This window comes from Mucilaginibacter paludis DSM 18603 (assembly GCF_000166195.2).
Lineage (GTDB): Bacteria > Bacteroidota > Bacteroidia > Sphingobacteriales > Sphingobacteriaceae > Mucilaginibacter > Mucilaginibacter paludis.
In genome coordinates, this window is sequence record NZ_CM001403.1 from 7,530,963 (window position 1) to 7,551,589 (window position 20,627).

The 20,627-nt window shown below is 43.1% G+C and carries 14 protein-coding genes and 1 riboswitch; of the genes, 8 read left to right on the plus strand and 6 right to left on the minus strand.

Annotation, left to right across the window (positions count from 1 at the left end; translation table 11 throughout):
- Positions 1-291: 291 nt before the first annotated feature.
- Positions 292-480, plus strand: a riboswitch (cobalamin riboswitch).
- Positions 481-584: 104 nt separating this feature from the next.
- From MUCPA_RS32020 to MUCPA_RS32055, 8 genes are all read left to right on the plus strand, one after another.
- Complete coding sequence (locus MUCPA_RS32020; RefSeq protein ID WP_157544024.1) at positions 585-2,627, plus strand: TonB-dependent receptor plug domain-containing protein; 2,043 nt, start codon at positions 585-587, stop codon at positions 2,625-2,627.
- 4 nt (positions 2,628-2,631) lie between these two features.
- Positions 2,632-3,774 (plus strand): YncE family protein, encoded by a 1,143-nt coding sequence (locus MUCPA_RS32025; RefSeq protein ID WP_008512328.1) that lies wholly within the window; start codon positions 2,632-2,634, stop codon positions 3,772-3,774.
- A 26-nt stretch (positions 3,775-3,800) separates the two neighbouring features.
- A complete protein-coding gene (locus MUCPA_RS32030) occupies positions 3,801-4,688 on the plus strand; it encodes a hypothetical protein (protein WP_008512329.1) in 888 nt (295 codons plus the stop codon).
- Positions 4,689-4,732: 44 nt separating this feature from the next.
- Positions 4,733-6,073: a DUF5074 domain-containing protein gene (locus tag MUCPA_RS32035; protein ID WP_008512330.1), complete on the plus strand. Its 1,341-nt coding sequence runs from the start codon at positions 4,733-4,735 to the stop codon at positions 6,071-6,073.
- A 430-nt stretch (positions 6,074-6,503) separates the two neighbouring features.
- The gene (locus MUCPA_RS32040; protein WP_157544025.1) at positions 6,504-8,606 is read left to right on the plus strand and encodes an LruC domain-containing protein; all 2,103 of its coding nucleotides are present in this window, start codon (positions 6,504-6,506) and stop codon (positions 8,604-8,606) included.
- 272 nt (positions 8,607-8,878) lie between these two features.
- Positions 8,879-9,889 carry an LLM class flavin-dependent oxidoreductase gene (locus tag MUCPA_RS32045; protein ID WP_008512332.1) on the plus strand — a complete coding sequence of 337 codons (1,011 nt, stop codon included), beginning with the start codon at positions 8,879-8,881 and terminating at the stop codon, positions 9,887-9,889.
- An 8-nt stretch (positions 9,890-9,897) separates the two neighbouring features.
- Positions 9,898-10,593: a sulfite oxidase-like oxidoreductase gene (locus tag MUCPA_RS32050; protein WP_008512333.1), complete on the plus strand. Its 696-nt coding sequence runs from the start codon at positions 9,898-9,900 to the stop codon at positions 10,591-10,593.
- Positions 10,594-10,691: 98 nt separating this feature from the next.
- Complete coding sequence (locus MUCPA_RS32055) at positions 10,692-11,411, plus strand: RluA family pseudouridine synthase (RefSeq protein WP_008512334.1); 720 nt, start codon at positions 10,692-10,694, stop codon at positions 11,409-11,411.
- 956 nt (positions 11,412-12,367) lie between these two features.
- Here the strand turns inward: MUCPA_RS32055 and MUCPA_RS32065 are convergent.
- From MUCPA_RS32065 to MUCPA_RS32090, 6 genes are all read right to left on the minus strand, one after another.
- Positions 12,368-13,141 (minus strand): DUF817 domain-containing protein, encoded by a 774-nt coding sequence (locus MUCPA_RS32065; protein WP_008512336.1) that lies wholly within the window; start codon positions 13,139-13,141, stop codon positions 12,368-12,370.
- 11 nt (positions 13,142-13,152) lie between these two features.
- Entirely contained in the window at positions 13,153-13,914 is a 762-nt protein-coding gene (locus MUCPA_RS32070; protein ID WP_008512337.1) for an oxygenase MpaB family protein, read from the minus strand.
- A 262-nt stretch (positions 13,915-14,176) separates the two neighbouring features.
- A complete protein-coding gene (locus MUCPA_RS32075; protein WP_008512338.1) occupies positions 14,177-15,793 on the minus strand; it encodes a Na+/H+ antiporter in 1,617 nt (538 codons plus the stop codon).
- 97 nt (positions 15,794-15,890) lie between these two features.
- Positions 15,891-16,733 carry an NAD-dependent epimerase/dehydratase family protein gene (locus MUCPA_RS32080; protein WP_008512339.1) on the minus strand — a complete coding sequence of 281 codons (843 nt, stop codon included), beginning with the start codon at positions 16,731-16,733 and terminating at the stop codon, positions 15,891-15,893.
- Positions 16,734-16,923: 190 nt separating this feature from the next.
- Positions 16,924-17,733, minus strand: a complete 810-nt coding sequence (locus MUCPA_RS32085) for an SDR family oxidoreductase (protein ID WP_008512341.1) — start codon at positions 17,731-17,733, stop codon at positions 16,924-16,926.
- Positions 17,734-17,885: 152 nt separating this feature from the next.
- Entirely contained in the window at positions 17,886-20,612 is a 2,727-nt protein-coding gene (locus MUCPA_RS32090) for a bifunctional YncE family protein/alkaline phosphatase family protein (protein ID WP_008512342.1), read from the minus strand.
- Between the last annotated feature and the right edge of the window lie 15 nt (positions 20,613-20,627).

Sequence of the window (20,627 nt, forward strand, 5' to 3'; positions counted from 1 at the left end):
ATGGTTTTAAATGTTTGATTTTGAATAGTTTATAGTAAAACTATAGCTCCTCTGTTGCGAATATAAACGCAGGGTGGGGACGTATTTAATGATCACGCTTGATGGCCGTGATACCAATTCTACCGGGATTAATTTGCCCCAACTCGCCAAGATGTTAAAATGGCTCAATACTTTTGTGTTTTTGAACTTTGGCAATGATAAATATACCTTGGTTTTAATATGTATATCTCTCAGTTATATGTGTTAACATTTTTTAAGCTCACGTCCTTCTTTTTTCATCAATTAATGTCATAGTTTTGCCGTGCTTTTGGTTCCGGGTGAAAACCCGGATTAAAAGGGAATCCGGTGTAAATCCGGAACTGTCCCGCAGCTGTAAGCTCTTTAAAACCGAAGTCCATTCTAAAGTCACTGTGTGTTTTGCGCATGGGAAGACGGACCAGGGGAGCAAGTCAGAATACCTGCCACCAGCATTTACTAATTCATAGCTTTCGGGGATTGAAGCTGAATGGGAAGTGCCTTGCCGTGCGTTTCATTTTTGGTATCCTTCTTTCTGTTTGCTGTGGGTATTAACTCACAACAAAAAAATGGTATTAACCGTGCTGTGCATGCTTTTGCGTGCAAGTTATTTATGGGTTTGGCGTAAACGGACAATTTTAATTGTTCCCTTGTTATGTTGTGGCCTCAATACCCTGGCGCAATTGCCCGTTTTAAACGATACCGCCAAGATACACCAGTTGCAGGAGGTGCTTATCAATGCCGGCAATCAGCGCGAGGTAGCTATTTCGGCTTCTCCATTGCAATTACTTTCGGGCAAGCAGCTTGATCGCTTGAGCAGTTTTTCGGTAGCCGAGGCTATCCGCTATTTTTCTGGCGTACAGCTTAAAGATTACGGTGGAATAGGGGGGCTCAAAACCATCAACGTACGCAGCATGGGCAGTAACCACACTGCCGTTTTTTATGATGGTATTGAACTGGGTAACGCACAGAACGGGCAGGTGGATCTGGGTAAGTTTTCGCTGGATAATATTGATGCGGTTGCGCTTTACAACGGGCAAAAGAGTACCATATTTCAACCGGCTAAAGGTTTTACATCGGGCAGTTCGTTATACCTTAGTAGTAAGCGCCCGCTTTTTCGGGATAGCTGCAACAGTATTGAGAAAATCACGCTCAAAACCGGCTCATTCGGTTTAATCAATCCCTCGTTTTTATGGCAGTATAAACTAAGTCCTCATAGCTACAATAGCTTCAATTCCGAATTGATCAATGCTAACGGTCAATACAAATTCAGGTATACCAACGGCGTTTACGATACCACAGCCGTTCGGCAGAACGGGGACATCCGCGCTGTGCGATTTGAGGATGGCTTATATGGAATAATGAAAGACAGTAGCTCCTGGTCGGCAAGGGGATATTATTATCAATCGGAGCGTGGTTTGCCCGGAGCCATCATAGCCAATAAATTTAATTATTCGCAACGACTATGGGACAGGGATTTCTTCGTTCAATCATCTTATCAAACCAATACCAATAAAAGGTATAGCTTAATGGCTAACTTAAAATATGCCAATAATTATACCCGATACCTGGATCCCGAATATATAACTACCACCGGCTTTCTGGATAACCGCTATCGCGAGCAGCAAATTTATTTATCGCTGGCCAATCGCTATCGTATCAATTCCTGGTGGGATATCGACTTGTCTGCCGATTATTTGTGGGATAAGCTGGATGCTAATATTTACCACTTTCCATACCCGGTACGCCAAACCGAACTGATGGCGCTGGCTACGCAATTTCATTTTTACCGGTTAGATATTCAGGCCAACCTGTTGGGTACCTTGGTTCAGGACAAGGTGAGCAATTTTACAGGTGCCGGCAATAAGCAAGAGTACACACCAACCATACTGCTGTCGTGGCAGCCACTTGCATCACCTAACCTGAGGCTGAGAGGATTTTATAAAAATATTTTCAGGATGCCCACCTTGAACGATCTCTATTATACCGTGGTAGGTTATCCGTTTTTAAGGCCCGAGTTTACCAAGCAATACAATGCCGGATTTACCTACCAAAAAAACTTTACAAAGGGAGCGCTAAGTAGTATTGCAGTACAAACGGACGCCTATTACAACCAGGTTACCGATAAGATAGTTGCCATACCCAATGCCAACCTGAACAGCTGGACGATGTTCAATATAGGCAAGGTAGCCATTAAAGGGCTCGAAATTAATGCACAAGCTTTATGGCAGCTAACAGGAGAGTTTGTGCTGCATACCAGCGCTAACTATACCCGCCAGCGTGCTTTAGATGATAGCACAAACCAACAGATTCCTTATATCCCGCTCAATAGCGGATCGTTCCTGGCTGGTGCCGACTGGCGCAGGCTATCTGTTAATTATAGTTTTATTTATGTAGGATACCGGTACGATCAAAAAGCTAATATTCCGGCTAATTACCTACAGCCCTGGTATACTCACGATCTGTCGGCAAGTTATACCGCCCCGGTTAAACATCATCAGGTTAAATTTTCTGTGGAAGTCAATAACCTTTTAAATCAGTATTACGAGGTGATTACCAATTTCCCTATGCCGGGCCGCGCCTACCGTTTCTCCATCAGCTACACCTATTAAAAAGATGATCAAATTAAACAATTACCGGTTTTTAATATCCGCCGCCCTGGCTGCCCTGCTATCTCCTTCGTGCCGTAAAGATGCGCAGCCAATTAATGAGCAAGTACAAACCTTGTTCCCGGCGCAGCCTGCCAGTACAATTAAGGGTCTTTATTTGCTTAACGAGGGCAACATGAATTCCAACAAAGCATCACTGGATTATGTGGACTTTACTACCGGTTTATACCGGCGAAATATTTACAACGAGGTTAACCCTGGCGTAACCAAGGGCTTAGGCGATGTTGGCAATGATGCCGGAATTTATGGCTCCAAGCTTTATATTGTAGTCAATAACTCCAATAAGGTGGAGGTGCTTAACGCGCAAAGCGGAAAACGACTTGGGCAAATTGACATTACCAATTGCCGCTATGTTACGTTCCATAACGGTAAGGCTTATGTGAGTGCTTACCTGGGTACCGTTGGAGATCCGGCAGCGCCTAACGGGATAGTTGCTGAAATTGACACGGCTACATTAGGCGTTACCCGCAAGGTAACCGTGGGTAGGCAGCCCGAAGAAATGGCTATCGTAGCCGAAAAATTGTATGTGGCAAACTCCGGCGGATACAGCCCGCCGAACTATGAGCGTACTGTATCGGTGATAGACCTGGCTACCTTTACCGAGAGCAGCCGTATTGATGTAGCCATCAATCTGGATCGTTTAAAGGCGGACCAGTACGGCGATATCTACGTTACGTCACGCGGCGACTACTATCAAATCCCGTCAAGGCTTTTTGTGATCGATACCCATACCGGTCAGGTTAAAAAAACTTTTGATATGCCGGTGAGTAATCTTTGGATAGATGGTGATAATGCCTATATCTACAGCGCAAACTTTAGTTACCTCACCGGTAAAAATACCGTGCAATACGCTATGATCAATGTAAAGGACGAAACCGTCCTGGGCAAGCAATTTATTACCGACGGTACTGATAAACAGATAACCATCCCGTATGGCATAGTTGTGAACCCAGTTACCAAAGAAGTTTATGTAACCGATGCAAAAGATTATGTAACGCCGGGTGTGCTCTATTGCTTCGACAGCGCTGGTAAAAAAGAATGGTCGGTTACTACCGGCGACATTCCCGGGCATTTTGCTTTTGTTTATTAACCCTGCATCTATATAAAAACAATCTTATGAAAAAACAAATCTTCAATTATGCTAAAGTACCTGCGGTTTTGATAGCCGTTATGGCCTTTGCTGCATCCTGCAAAAAGGATAGTTCGCTAACGCTGCAAGAGCACATTCGCCCGGTAACGGCGCAAAGTAGCCCATATCTTACCCAGCTGTTTGATTTTAACCCGGCGCCTGGCCAGTTTGACAATACCGGCCTGGCCGATACAACGGCTGCCAAATCTATTTTAAACGGCCGCCAGGGGCTGGTGAGCCTGGGTGCCTGGGGTGGTTATATTGTACTTGGTTTTGACCATACTGTGTTGGATGTGGCCGGAAAACCTGATCTTATCATCTATGGAAATGCCTTTATAGGATTTGCCGAGCCAGGTGTAGTTTGGGTAATGCAGGATAGTAATGGTAACGGCAAACCCGACGATACCTGGTACGAGTTAACGGGAAGCGCGCAATATAAAACCGGATATCTGCGTAATTATTCGGTTACCTATACGCGGCCAGGCTGCGATACCTGTAGTGTACTCTGGAAGGATAGCCAGGGCAAAACAGGTGTAGTGAAAACCAATATATTTCACACCCAGCCTTATTTCCCGATAGGTATCAAAGCTAACAGTTATACGTTAACCGGTACCTTATTGCCTTCAAGCAATATTGATAACAGTAATCCATCTTACATTACAAGTGCACCTTTTGATTTTGGTTATGCTGATAACACTGCCGGTGGCGATCAGGTGGATATTGCTAATGCCATTGATTCAAACGGAGACAGGGTTACCCTTAAAGGCATCGATTTTATCAAAGTACAAACCGGAATTCAATATAATATGGGCTGGCTGGGCGAACAATCTACCGAGGTAGGTGGCGCCGCCGATTTAAGTCAACTCAAAAATTAACTATCATCTCATCAGTTTCAACAAATAAATAATCGTTTACAAGAATGAAAAAACAAATTACATCACAATTCTGGATCGCCGCCTTTACCATATTGATCATTACAGCTTCGTCCTGTAAAAGAAATCATGACGAGCCATTGCCCGATAGCCCGGTGATCACAAAATCTAACGGAAAAAATGGGTTTGATACGGTAACAATAGGTAAATCAGTGTTGTTGCACCCTGTATTGAGCAACAAAACGGGCCTAAGTTATAGCTGGACGGTGAATGGCATTGAAAAAGGAACAGATTCTACCTTAACCTATACACCAGATACCCGCGGTGATTACCAGATCCGTTTTAAAGCTACCAATGCCGGAGGATCTGCCACGGTTGATTATAAAGTACACGTTTTTGGTAAATACGAAAATGGATTTTTTATAGCCAACGAGGGCTGGTACGGGCATGGTACAGGCTCGGTAAGTTTTTACCGCTATGATACCCAGCTTAAAGAAGATAGTATAACTACCAAAGAGAACCCAGGTAAAGATCTCAACCCGGCAACCTCTACTGTTGAGTATGCTACTATTTTTAATGATAAATTTTACTTGCTTACTAAAGCGCATGGCCCCTTAGTGGTAATGGATGCTTACTCGATGAAGGAAAGTGGCCGCGTAGCTGCTGCATCTACCAGCGATTGGCGCGCATTTGTTGGCTTAGACAGCGGACATGCCTTAATCAGTTCGCAAACTGGTGTTTATCCCCTTGACCTGAATACTCTTGCAGTGGGTACTAAGCTTTCAACCGTGTCGGGGCAAATTGGCGACATGATTAAAGCGGGTAATTATATCTTCGTATTGTCGTCATCGCAGGGTGTGGTTATCCTTAACGCATCAGATTATTCGGTTGCCAAAACCATTGGCGGTATGCTGGTGGCGTTTGCTCAAACTCCAGATGGTTCGGTATGGGCTGCTGGCGGCACATCCTTAATAAAAATAAATCCGGCAACCCTTACTGTTACTACCATTACAGTACCTTTTACCGTATATGGCGCATGGGCGGCATGGCATCCGGGTTCTATAACAGCGTCAACTAAAGATAATATTATCTTCCTGGCCCAGAATAGTACTTTCTCGGGCGGAAAAGCTGTTTATAAATATGTTGATGGCAGCCCAGCTTCTTTACAAAGTCCATTTATAACTATCATCGCAGGTAAAGAATTATACGGGTGCGGCATTGGTTATAATGCTGCTTTAAATCAATTGGTTATCAATACGGTGCAATCTGGATTTGGTGCAAATTTTGCCGTTAACGATCTTGATTTTTACGATGCAACTTCTGGCACTCTGGTAAAAGATATCCCATTCAGTGGTTATTATTTCCCGGCCGTCAATGTATTTCATTAACTGGTACACTTTGAATATGTTCAATATACTTTAATCAAAAAGTCCGCAAATAAGCGGACTTTTTTTTACCTGATTTTTCTGTCTTAAACAGTTCGCATCTTTAGCTGGAAAACATTAGAACAGTAGGTTTTATGCGGAATTATCATTAAGGGTTAATATTTTAAGTGTTTGTAAAGTATTGTAACTTTTAATTATTGCATTCGTTTAAATCCTCATCAACGTATATCAACAGGCATGGCATTTATTGATGGAATATAAATTGGGATAACGGATTCCACAATGTGGAATATATTTCCCATAACTGGAAACATTATAGTTATAAATAGCCCTATTATTTAATAATAAGGCTTTCTTAATAGTGGCAGACATTTTGTAATGGCCATTATATCAAATTATAGCACGAACAAAGCGAACCTCAATGAATGATAATATGAAAAAACTAATTACAAGCCTGTTCATTATAAGCCTCACCGGTTTAGTAGCATGCAAAAAAAACAGCACCAATACTACTGATAATACTGTTACACCTACTGGCAACAAAATAGCACCCGATGGGTTTAATTTCAGTACGGCTAAAACGGTTACTTTAAATTTAACCCTGAAGGCCACCAATGGCGACCCCTTATCAGGTGTTGTAGTAAGCGTTTACAACCCGGCTAATACCAGTGCCGATGCCTCAATTTTTAAAGGAGTTACAAATAGCAATGGTATTCTATCGGCCCAGATCAGCGTACCTGCATCGCTAACACAAATTATTATCGACCCGTCGTATCTTGGTTTGTTGCGTAGTGCCAAAGCAAACATTAACGGTAACGCTGTAACCGCAACCATTGGCGGCGCAACCGGCTATAGTGGCGATATTGTTCCTGAAACGATAACTGTAGCATCAGGTTCAACATCTGATGTATCTTTATTAAGCACCGGTACATCCATTGTTTTTGCTTATCCTTCACCATATACTTCTACTGATGACGCGGTTTTAAATACCACGCAGTTTCCTTTAAGCTACGGAGTTCCCAAATACCTCGAAACAACATCCGATGTTATTTCTGCTTCGTTACTTAAATATGTAAACGCTTCGTTACCAGAATCCAAACCTTTGCCAACTACCCATCCTGATTACATTGCAAACACTGCTGTTTCAACCCTAAATGTGATTGCTAAATCTGATGTTTGGATAACTTTTGTAGCCGAAGGAGCAGGGAATTTAAACAGTTTGGCATTCTATACCTATACAACTGGCAACCCGCCCGCAACAGAGGCTGATATCAAAAACGCTACACTTGTTTTTCCAAACGCATCGGGTTTAGGATCTGGCGGTGGCTTAAGCGCTGGCAATAAAGTTAAGATAGGAACATTTAATGCAGGTACTTCTATCGGTTTTATATTGATAGGCAACGGGTGGACTGGTAAGGGGGTTAACGTAAATGCAACCAAATTTTACTCGGATAGCAAACTGAATCCGGAAACAGATGCTACATTGCAAAGGCATACCGCAGTATTGTATGACGATGTGCACCAACTTACCTTAATAGGCTTTGAAGATTTGAACAGGCAATCATCAAGCTGTGATAACGACTTTAACGATATCGTTTTTTACGCTACCTCAAACCCTGTTACCGGTATATCAAATACAGGTGTAGCTCCTGTTGATAAAGCTTCTGATACAGATGGCGACGGCGTTATTGATGCGCTGGATGCATTTCCAAACGATGCTACGAAGGCCTATATCAGTTATTTCCCTTCGCAAACAGGCTATGCCACACTCGCTTTTGAAGATAACTGGCCGCTTAAAGGTGATTATGATATGAACGACCTGGTTGTAAACTATCGCTATACTTTTGTAACCAATGCGCAAAACCAAGTGGTTACCATTCAGGGCGATTATAACGTGGCGGCAGCTGGTGCATCTTATAAAAACGGTTTTGGCGTACAGCTTCCTATCGCGGCATCAGCGGTAAAATCTGTAACAGGTCAGCAATTTTTAGATAATTATATCACATTAGCGTCCAATGGGGTAGAAGCAGGCCAGAGCAAGGCCGTAATTATTCCGTTTGATAATTCGAATAAATTGATCTCCAATCCGGGCAACGCTTATTTTGTAAATACGCTTAATACGCTTAGTAAAGTACAGGGAACTACAGCTACGGTGTTAATTACTTTAACCTCGCCTATAGCTCAAACTACTTTAACTGCATCATCATTAAATCCATTCCTGATCAGTAACGAAAGGCGCGGTTACGAAATTCACTTGCCGGGATACGCACCTACTGATAAAGCGGATACTAAATTATTCGGTACTAATGATGATACTTCGGTACCAGCTTCAGGTAAGTACTATATCTCAAAAGATAACTGGCCATGGGCTATGAGTTTCAACGGTTCATTTGTTTATCCTTTGGAAACAGTTAAAATAACGGATGCTTACCCGCACTTTACCGATTGGGCAAGTTCTGCAGGTTCAAATTTTACAGATTGGTATAGTAACACCGCCTCGGGTTATCGCACAACAAGTAATTTATATTTGAAATAATATATTTAGGTTCATCTGATCAATGTAAGCCTGCAAGTTATCACTTGCGGGCTTTTTTAATATCAGCTTAGGCTGGCTAACCATTAACCGGATAGCGCAGTCCGTTCAATATAAATCCCGGTGCCCCAATTATAATTGTAACTCCATCTTTGGCCAATTTTGTGAACTGAAAGTCACGAATTGGTTGCCAGGTTCGCGTTGCAGTCCGGAAGTTATAATTTTGGATGGGATAGTTTATTATGAATGGACATCCTGGTATAAATATAAACGAAATGACTTCGAAGCAATTATCAGCAATTCCATTTTCGGTACTTGATCTGGCAGCAATAGCACAGGGGCAAACACCAGCCGATACTTTTAAACATAGCCTTGCCCTGGCACAACAAGCCGAACAATTAGGGTATAAACGTTATTGGTTTGCCGAACACCATAACATGATGAGCGTGGCCAGTTCGGCCCCTGCGGTACTTATCGGTTATATTGCCGGTGGTACTCAATCCATCCGGGTAGGTTCGGGGGGCATTATGCTGCCAAACCATGCGCCCTTAATTGTAGCCGAGCAATTCGGTACATTAGCATCATTATACCCCGGGCGTATTGATCTTGGCTTAGGCAGGGCACCCGGAACCGACCAGCTAACAGCCCTTGCAATCCGCGGCGAGAATATGAATGCCTCTCATCAGTTTCCGCAGGATGTGGAAAGGTTGCAGAATTTCTTTTCGGTTGATAATCGTAACAGCAAGGTGCGCGCTAATCCCGGCGAGGGTTTGGATATCCCCATCTGGATACTCGGATCAAGCACCGACAGTGCACGTTTGGCAGCCGCTAAAGGCTTGCCTTATGCCTTTGCGAGCCATTTTGCACCCACCTACTTTATGGAGGCCATAAAATTGTACCGTGAAAATTTCAGGCCGTCGGTACATCTGGATAAACCTTATGTAATGGCTTGCATCAATGTTGTTGCAGCCGATACGGATGAACAGGCAGAGTATCTTTCCACATCGTTGAAACAGTTTTTTATGGGGGTAATTACAGGGAAGCGCCAGTTGTTACAGCCACCAGTAGCCAATATGGAAGAGATTTGGAATATTTACGAACGGGAAGCCGTAGAACAAATGTTGGGCTATTTATTTGTGGGCGGCCCCGAAACCCTTAAACAGCAGATGCAATTGTTTGTTGATCAAACGCAGGTTGACGAGGTGATGGCAACATCTCATATTTTTGATCATGATGCTAAAATGCGCTCCTATAAAATTTTTGCAGAAATGCTTAAATCGGCTTAAATTAGGGGATGGAAGAGTCGGAAAAATTAAGTCGCATCATCGAATCGCGCATGAAGCTCAAGGCCCGCTTTGAAGAAAAAATGAAGCTGACGCCTTCTGTAGCTGATGACGCTCCTAAAGGTTCGGGTAAAACTAACCGCCACGGCATGCCATCCATCCCCATCGGGCAAACTGCTACAGTGAAATGGCCCGTGCTGGATCTTGGCTATCAGCCTAATATTCCGCTCGACCGGTGGCGGCTAACTATTGACGGCGCGGTTGAAAATCCCGTGAGGTTAACCTGGAAAGATTTTTTGGCTTTACCGCAAACCAAGGATGTGTCCGATTTTCATTGCGTAACCACCTGGTCCAAATTGGATATGCACTGGAAAGGGGTGAGCCTGCTTGATCTGGCTGCCCTGGTACATCCTAAAGAGACTGCCACCCATATGATGTGTTATGGTTACGATACCTATACCACAAATATTTCGCTGGAAGAAGCTCTGAAGCCTGATGTATTACTGGTACATACCTATGACGGGCAGCCGCTGCCCATAGAGCATGGCGGACCTGTACGCATGATAACACCTCAGCTTTATGCATGGAAAGGGTCTAAATGGATCAAGCGTATCGAGTTTTTAACGGAAAATAAATTGGGTTTCTGGGAAGACAGGGGGTACTCTAACACAGCCTACCCCTGGAGAAATGACCGGTATAGCGATTGAGGGCTCAATGGTTGGGCTTTTTTGACGATGAGGTGGTGTTAAGTTAATATTAAAAGCATTATTCCTAAAGTCCGTCATTTCTGCGATATTTGCAGCTAATGAAGATACCCAAGTTCCAGGACCTGATATTATTTGAAAATCCTGATATTATTGTTGTAAATAAACCCCCATTCATCAGCTCGCTGGATGAGCGTGAAGGCGGTGAAATTAATATGTTGCGCCTGGCTAAAAATTATTGGGCCGATGCGCAGATCTGCCACCGTTTGGATAAAGAAACATCAGGCGCCTTAATCATCGCCAAAAATCCGGAGGCATACCGTTTTGTATCCATCCAGTTTGAAAAACGCCGGGTGAGGAAAATATACCACGCCATTATTGAGGGGACTCACGTGTTTGAAGACCTGCAGATTGATTTACCGATATTAAATGCCGGTAAAGGCAATGTAACCATTAGCAGGCAGGAGGGTAAGCGCGCCGAAACGCATTTCCAGTCGTTAAAATACTTTAAGCATTACACGCTGGTTCAATGCCGGCCTGTAACCGGGCGCATGCACCAGATCCGGATTCACCTGGCTACACAGCGCGCCTCGATAGCCGGTGATGAAATGTATAAAGGCAAGCCCGTATTTTTATCTGCCATTAAGCGCGGCTACCGTTTAGGAAAAGAGCAGGAGGAATTGCCTATTATGAAACGCTTTGCGTTGCATGCTTACGAAGTTACTTTTAAAACGGATGAAGATAACGAAATTACCATCCATGCGCCATATCCAAAAGATTTTGATACGCTGTTGAAGTTGTTAGAGAAGTTTGATTCGTGAAGTTGAAAGATTGAGGAGGGGTTTTTATCGAACATAACTAACAATAATTACAGGAAAGTAGGATAGCGTTAAAATTTCCCCCATAGGCTAAATCCGACTTTAATGGGGCAAATTGCATTTGAGCGGTTGGTTATCGTAACAGAAAAAAATCGGCTCTATGACTAATATTATGGGTAAATAAAAAAAGGCACCATGACATGAATAGTTTTAGTTTGTTCGCTGGAAGTCTAAGCCGTAATTTGTAATGAAAAAAAAGCCCATTAGGTTTGCTGCTTTTCTGATGAACAACAAATCAGTAAATCACAGTTTATAATGAATTCTTATTAAGCTGTTGATTATCAGTGTTTTTCTCTTTTTATTTTGTCATCCCGACGCGAGGAGGGATCTTTTAAAAGCGGTAAGTATGCATCATATTAAGTGCACTGATTATCAATGTGCTTATTTTTGCTCCGATAATCAGTATTCTTAATTTACAGCATCGGCACGCTCAATCGCCGCGTGAAGGGCTGTTACTTTTGTCTTGACACAAAAGTAACCAAAAAGTCAAGACTGCCCGATCCTTCCGTCCACAGGCCAACACCCGGCCCGGCGTGCAGTCGGGCCTTTGCGCACTTTTTCCTGTGTACCAGAGAAGATCACGGAGGTTCAAAACGTCATCGTTATTTTTTTGGCTGGCCCGATCTGTTACTTGTGAAGGTATAGAGTATTGATAATCAATGGCGAATTTAAAAAAGGAAATCTTAAAATAATAATGAAATTTTACTGAAAATATCATTAGCAAAATCATGGCTTAGCATATCACTTACAAATCTAATTTTACTACCCATACAAAACGTCATAAGAACCACAAAAGCTATCAGCAATGTCTTCAAAACTTTGCTCCTTAGTGGCTTCGCGTGCAATATCGCTTAACTTAAACATTGATTATCAATAGTTACTCTCAGTCAAACTTTCTATTACCTGTCCCCCTTAATCTCAGTTTTAAGCATCTTTAACTCGGCTACGATAATAAAACTTACAATAACCAGGAATGCCCAGGAGCTTAATTTTTGCAGATTCACCATTGTCCAGCCTTTGTGTTGATAAGCGTATTGCCAGGCACCGAGTTTGGTAGCCGCGTTTTCGGCTATCCAAATAAAAAAGCCAATTAAAAAGAAGGCGATGATCACGGGTATACGGTAAATTTTGCCTTCGATATGGAATAACACTACCGAGCGGATAAAAGCAGCAAGTACCAATAAGCCGATGAGGTAGCGCATATCGTGAATAAAATGGTTGGTAAAAAAGTTAACATAAATAAGCGCAGCAACTATCCTGGCCCAGATATGTTGTGGCCAATGGATAATCTGTATATCTAAACGCCGCCAGGCCTGGCACATAAAGCTGGCTACGCTGGCATACATAAAGCCACTGTATAAAGGCACTCCGAAAAATTTGGTATGAGCAGCCTCCGGATAACTCCATGAGCCCACGTATACTTTAAAGAGTTCCATCATCAAGCCGAGCAAATGGAATACACCTATCACCAATACCTCACCCTTAGTTTCCAGTTTAGTAAAATACATAACCAGCTGGATCAGTATACACATCATCAGCATAAAATCATACCGGGGCAACCAACCTGTAAACAGGTGCGATAGCGCCAGCGAAAGAAATATTAAGGCCGGAAACAAACAGGATAATGCCTGCTGAACACCAAAAAGCCAGAGTTGGCGAAGAGCTATTTTCATTGAATGGTACTTCAATCGGCTATGTCCAGGTCCATGATCTGCGCTTTATAAGCTGGCGGAAGAATGGCGTTTTTTAATATCCCTTCCAGCTTGATTGTACGTGCAAGGCGGTATAGGCCCACTACGGGATATAACCAGCGTATACCACCTAAATTAAGTAATTGATTTACCTTTTTAGGTACTACCAAAACCTGGGCCTGTTTAAGCGCCTGGTATCTTGCGGAGCCCAGATGTTTCAGGTATTGCTGATACAGGTTGACCGTAAATTTGCTGCGAACCAGGTTTTCCTGAAGATGTTGCTCGCGCATGCTTTGCCATTGCTTAAAGTTAAGGGGTAAGCCTGCCAGGCGCATATGCAAGCCTACCTGGTAAAACACAGCGAAAATATCTTCTTTTTCTGCTATCGATAATTTGCGTTCCAATAGTTCGAAAGAGCGGATAGAGTAATCGATCAGCATAAACAATACGTCCCGGTAGGCCCAGTCAGGTATTTTTTCGCCCCGGCTTTGTTCAACACCTTGATGGATGGCTGTAATTTGATCGATGGTTTTAATCGCATTGTCGTATTCTGAAAAAATGATTTGCCTCGCGTAAGCCACTGTAGAAAACAACCTGCCTAAGGGATCCGATGGCAGTCTTCCCGTAAAATAAAGCCAGTCCACAGCCTTGTTCAAAGCAAATTCGGCAGAGGCGCCAGCAAAAATGAACAGTATGGTATCGCCCTTACCCCAAATTTGGCGCACTATTGATTTTTTATCAACGAAGTATTTCATTGTTTATATTTAAAAGTACTTTGAATTACAAAGTAACTGATGTTTTTTGAGCTTTGCAAGGATAATGGTGTCGCAATAAATTATACTTTTAAAAGGACGGACTTTATTGTGGCTAAAATTTCGGCTTTAGAGTAATTGAATTTACTGCTTAAAAAGCGTATCACTTTTTAAACAAAGCGATAACAACTATAAGGAGATAACCCTAAATCAAGATTAATAAAACCAATTGATTTTCTCTGTTTGATAGTATTAACCCATGTAGTTATTCTTCGCCCAAACTAAAATGCTGACGTAGCTTTTCTTCTTCCAGATCAAGCAGTTCCAGTTGTTGGCGAACGATGTCGTCGTCAATGTTTTCTTTTTTATTAAGCGTGAGCAATAGTTTACGTTGTTCGCCCGTCAGGTGAGTCATAATTTTTCGGTATTCATCATAATATTCGTCTGCGCGCTGCTGATTACCGTCCTGCTCCCAATCTTTTAGCAATTCCATGTCTGTTTCCAGTTTGAGTTTCAACGAAACTACCATATTATTTTGCTGAGCTTGTTGTGGATATTGCTCTTTTAGTATGGTTAAGGCGAGGTTAGAGAGCTTTTTCCTGACCATTTGTTTTTGCTGTTCGAATGATACGGTATAATCTGGGTCGGGCATATTAACCCATTTTACTAAGGCTGGCAAGGTTAGTCCCTGCAAAATGAGCGATACCAAAATTACGGTGAAGGTAATGAACAGGATCAGGCTTCGGTATGGAAATGGTTGCCCGGAGCTCAGCGCCACCGGGATACTTAAAGCCGCGGCCAGCGATACAACGCCACGCATGCCCGTCCATCCAAATAGTATCGGGGCACGCCAACCCGGCGTTGGGTCGGCTACGGTAATAATTTTGCTCATCAACATGGTGATTAGCGTTGCGCCAAATGTGCTGGCAAATCGTGTTGCGATAAGCACTCCGTTGATAATCAAGCTATAAATTATAGCTGATTGCAGTCCATCACGGCCCAGATCTTTAACAATCATCGGGAACTCTAATCCAATCAGGATGAAAACGAATCCGTTAAGTACAAACGCCACGGCTTCCCATACATTAATGCCTTGTAAACGGCTGCGGTTTGATAAAAAACTATGCCGTTGTGCCGATAAGAACAAGCCACCGCTTACTACGGCCAGTACGCCCGAAAAATGAAACTCTTCTGCCGTGATGTACATGGCATAGGGTGTGATGAAAGTAAGCACCACATCCATATTGGCCGATGTGGGCAGCCATCTGTGCATGGCATAAAATAAAAGAGCTATCACGAGGCCTATAGCAATCCCCATCACAATAACCAATACAAAACTTACGGCAGCCTGGCTAAAAACAAAACTGCCTGTCAATACAGCTGCCAGCGCAAACCTGAAAACCACCAAACTGGAAGCATCGTTCATCAAACTTTCGCCCTCCACTATCGTGATAAATCGTTTGGGTACTTTGATGTTCTTTAATATCGCGCTGGCCGAAACAGCATCCGGTGGCGAAACAATTCCGCCTAATAAAAACCCGGTTGCTAAACTGAACCCAGGTATAAGTGCCGATGATACAAAGGCCACCACGCACGAAGTAATGATAACAACGGGAAAGGCAAAACTACTGATTACCCGGCGCCATTTCCAAAAATCTTTCCATGACGTGTTCCAGGCCGATTCATAAAGGAGTGGCGGCAAAAAAATCACAAAAATAAGTTCGGGTTTTATTTCTATGCCACGTAAAAAAGGTACAAAACCAAGCGGCAAACCAATCAAAACCAGTAAAATAGGATAAGCTATTTTTATTTTTTGTGCCAGCATAACCGTGAACAAAATAATGATTAGCAGGCAGGTGTATTGAATAACAATTTGATGCATAAACTAAAACACAATAATTACGAATATATCATGACTACAGCCAGGGCGCTGGTATGTTATGCTTTTCTAAAAAAATATAGGCTCTAAACCTTAAAGATCAATTACTGAGCAGATACTTGAACGTGAACTGTGGGGAATATCCTAATAGTTTCTTTGCCTTGTCTGTAACATAAATCCTGTCGATACTTTTGGGGAACGACCAATTCTTTGCTCGGTAAATATCAGCAGCTTCCGGGTACATCTTAAGGATAACTTCAACCGGGTTGTCCTTCAATATTTTTAAATCATCTTTGGTAAATGGGCTGCTACTCGCAATATTAAAAATCTCGAAATCTTCAAAATGATGCTGCAAGGCTAAGTACAGCGCCTCTGCTCCGTCGCGCTCGTCAAGACCACGATACAGCCGGTGATTAGCTTGCAGGTTGCTCTCTTCAGGTAAGAAGCGTCCAACCCGGTACACCGAAGTTTGCAGGCCCTCTTTATAAAAAAAATCTCTACATAATTGCTCAGCCGCCTGTTTGGTAATGTCATAGATATCCCTTGGCCGTTCAGGTAACAGCTCGTCTACCCAAACAGCCTGTACCGGATTGACCATTGCATCGCCATAAATGGAGGTAGTACTGATATAAAGAAACTGCTTAATACCGAGCTGAACTGAGGCGTTTAATAAATTTAATGTACCGTAAATATTAGTATCAATAAACTCCTCTCTCGGATAGTTTAGATCATAATGTTTACCATGAATTGCCGCCGTATGAATAATAGCGTCAATATCCTGGCAAGCTTGATTAACCTGATCCTTATGTTTTATATCGAGAATTAAATCGGTAGTGGAACTGGGAATGAGGTCGGCACCGATGGCTTGCACACTTGCTGCCTTTAGCTTGGCCATAACTGCCGCCCCGAGTTTACCTGCCGAACCGGTAACCAATACTTTCATAGCTGTTTTTTTTTCTAAAATACTAATAAGTTAAGCGTACTTAGTCTATAGTCGGGAGTGAAATTTGTCTTTGATTGAACATTAATGATTTTCGACCTAAGCTTAACCGGGATTTTATAATTGCCCCAGCTGTACACAACAAAACCCGGCATGGATATACCGGGTTTTATTACCAGAAGCTTTAAAGTTGCTATTTAATACCGTAATGGTCGTTCATTAGTTTTTCAAATAACGAGCCTGGCAATATCCGTTTTAACGTGGGTGCAATAGTTTGGCCAACCTGCCCAACCAGGTAGCGGTGCGATGGGTTTGATGCATCAACAATTTTGCATAACTGTTTAGCAAGCGACTCCGGGCTTGGCGCTATACTTTCATCCTTTTCCATGGCAGCTACAGCAGCGTTATACTCTTGCTCAAGCTTCTCATTTTTTATGGTAAAAGGTATTTTGCTACGGTTTTGGCTAAAGTCGGATTTAAAATCACCGGGATTGATGATCGATACTTTAATACCTGTGTTGCGCAGCTCCATGCGTAAGCTTTGCGAGTAACCTTCAATAGCATATTTTGAAGCGCTGTACATGCTTTGATAAGGCAAGCCGAATAAACCTGCCAGCGAACTGATATTAACAATTAAACCTTGCCCTTTAGCTATCATGCCTGGCAAAACGGCACCGCACATTCTAACAACGCCAAAAAAGTTTACTTCAAACTGCTCTTTTGCATTTTCAACCGGCATGGCGTATGCTGGTCCGGCTACGCCGTTACCTGCATTATTTACAAGTACGTCCAGTTTTCCTTCAGCTTTAATAATCGCGTCAATAGCGGCTTTTACCGAATCATCCTGAGTAACATCCAATTCAATGGGCTTAAACGGTGTGCCTTTCAATCTTTTCAAATCACGGGCCGAGCCGTATACAATATGGCCATTAGCCTGTAGTGCGTTTGCACAGGCTAAACCTATACCCGATGATGCCCCTGTTACAAGAATTACTTTTTTCATTGATGAATTGATATTGATGCTGATGTATTGATTTAAAATTAGACATGTAAAGATGCAAATTAAAAAACAAGGTGGAAATTTGTTTTGCGCTTATCTCCAAACGCCCAATAGGCATTTGGTTAAGCGCTAAACTCAGTACTCTTGACTTAAAATCAATCGTCGGCATCTTTACCGGCTAACTTAGCCGGATATGGTTTTTTGCCCTTGGCTGCAAACCAGAGTATCCTGTTCAGCACATCATCATTCCCGCCGTCAATGTGGTCGTACTCCGGCCTTGACGATTGTATGGCATAGTGTAATGCCGCGCCTTTCAACATGGATAATTTAGGATTCATGGTATTGATCGGAATCCGGTTATCCAGGTGTTGATAAACATAAGCAGCTGGTTTATTGGTGAAGCAATCAAACATAGGCAGGGCGGTGGCATCAATAATGTTCATGGGAGGCAGGCCGAGTATTTGCTCAATAGAGCGTACCATACAGGTTTGGTTATAGTTTTTACTTACTTTACCCTGCAATCTGCTGTAAGGGCTTATCACAAAACCCGTGGTACGGTAGGCAGACACATGGTCCCAGCCGGCCTGCGAGTCATCTTCGGTAACAAAGATAACCGTGTTTTTCCAGAACCTGCTTTTAGATACTGCCTCAACTATGCGGCCGAGGGCCAGGTCGTTATCAGCTATCATCGCCTCAGGCGTAGGCATGCCGGGCCTGGTACCAACGGTATGGTCTGACGATAGCGCCATGATCATCAGTTGCGGTAGCTTATCACCTGGCATTTTCTCATAGGCATTAAGTTCTTTGATGAAGGTTGAGGCGCGTAGCTGTTCGTTGATTTTGTGCTCGTCGGATCCGGGGAAGTTTTGCGATAGCATGGGCCGCACCCGCGATATGGTGCTGGTATTTGTAAATTGAAACGGTTTACCCGCCATGTAATCATTATAGATATCTGTCCAAGTGAGCTTATTATTAAATCGGGGCTGGCAGGCCTCGCCATAAATCCTGACGGATTTACCATGATCGGCCGCGTTGTTCCAGATAAAACCGTTACCATCATAAACCAGCGCGTCTTCCTGCACGTGCGGGTAACTTCTAAACCATGATCGTACGCTTTTTTCTACATAATCGGTTACCATGGCAGCATCAGTCCATTGGTGCCCTTCAGCAGAGCATTTTCCCGACGCGTAATAGTTATCAAGCAGCAAAAAGTTGCGGGCTATGTTATGTTGATTAGGGGTAACCGTATCACCATAAATACAAAGTGATTTCATCCCGTTACCCTCCGGCATATCGCCCAAAACCTGGTCGTAAGTGCGGTTTTCTTTGATGATATACAAAACGTGGTTAAATACCGATGGTTCGCCTATGCGTTCTGGTATTGGCCGAGGCGCTATATTTTTGCGTGGTAGTAATTGTGCAATTTGCTGTCTGAAACTTAAATTAAGATTTTTTACCCTGTTAGTATATTGCTGCAATAGCGCGGCATCCGGCAATGGAATGATAGATACCGTTGCTTTTTGATGATGCGAATTGTACGCGCCCGGGCCCTGGTTGGCCAAATTAGTAACGGGGTCTGGTGTGTCAATTTCCTTGCTGTTGATGCGTGAGCCCTCGCCCTCCAAATTAGTTACAAATAAAATGTTGCCATCAACGGCCAGGCCGCCGGGATAAGCCTCGGTGGGTATAAATCCCTCAACGGTGGTATTTCCGGTAGTGTTATTTGATACCCATTTGCTTAACTTAATTACAGCCACAGCATTATCAAGCCCATTGGCCACGTAAAGCGTAGTACCGCTGGCGTTAATGGCCAAAGCGTTGGGCGTATCGCCTATGTAGCTTTTTTTACCGGGGTTAAGTTTTACGTCTATCTGTTCTACCGGTTGAAGCGTAATGGTGGATAGCACAGATACCATATCGCTGTTGCCATTGGCTACGTAAATAAAGGCCTCATCCGGGCTGCTGATGATGGCGTTAGGGTGCAGGCCAACCTTAATTTCTTTAATGGCATTACCCGTTTCCAGGTTAATTACACTTACGGTACCTTGAGCTATGGCACCGGTTTTAGGGTCAATATATGCTTTGCCGTACGGCACACCAGCCGTTTCGCGGTTAATGGTATCAATTGCCTCCGGTCCGGCCCAATTGGTTACAAAGGCCTTGTTTTTTGCAATCACTATCCCGTAAGGGGCAACACCGGTTGTTTTGGTCCAAATGGTTTTGCCGCTTGCCAGGTTAATTTTCACAAGCTGGTTATTGCCGTTTAAAACCACGTATAAATAAGGGCTGCCGTTTTCATAGTTAACGGCAATATCATTAGGTAAAGCCAGCGGCGATTCGCCTTCGGGTTTAAAGCTAAAAGTATTTTTTATGCTGATTTTGTTTTCCTGAAGTATCCCCTGGAAAACATATGATTTTGATTCTTTCCCCTTGCCAACTGCGGCGCTCCAAAATAGCTGTGTTTCGTTAGCTAACTTCAATACCTTAAGCCCGGAGTAAGTGCTGTTGAGCCCTTTGTATAATGGGTTTTCTTTATAGGTCCATCGGCTAACAACTTTAGCGGTAACGGTATCAATTATAGCAATGCCATACCTGTCTTCAACTGCAATTTTTGGGCTTCCGGGTATCAGCCGCACATCCATACCATGATTTTCCTCATCGTTGTCTCCAAAATAAACTACCCGGCCTGCGGGGGCAATTACCCGGTTATAGGGCATCAGTACCGGTAAAATATGGCGGTTAAGTGTACTGTCATCATAGTTGCTATGCATATTGGCCTGCTCATTGTTAGCAGGTTTACTTTTGGTAGTTACACTATGACAGGCTGTTATCAGGCTGGTGACGGAAATAGATAGAAAAGCAACGGATACGAATCTCCTCATGGTGTTGTTAAATTA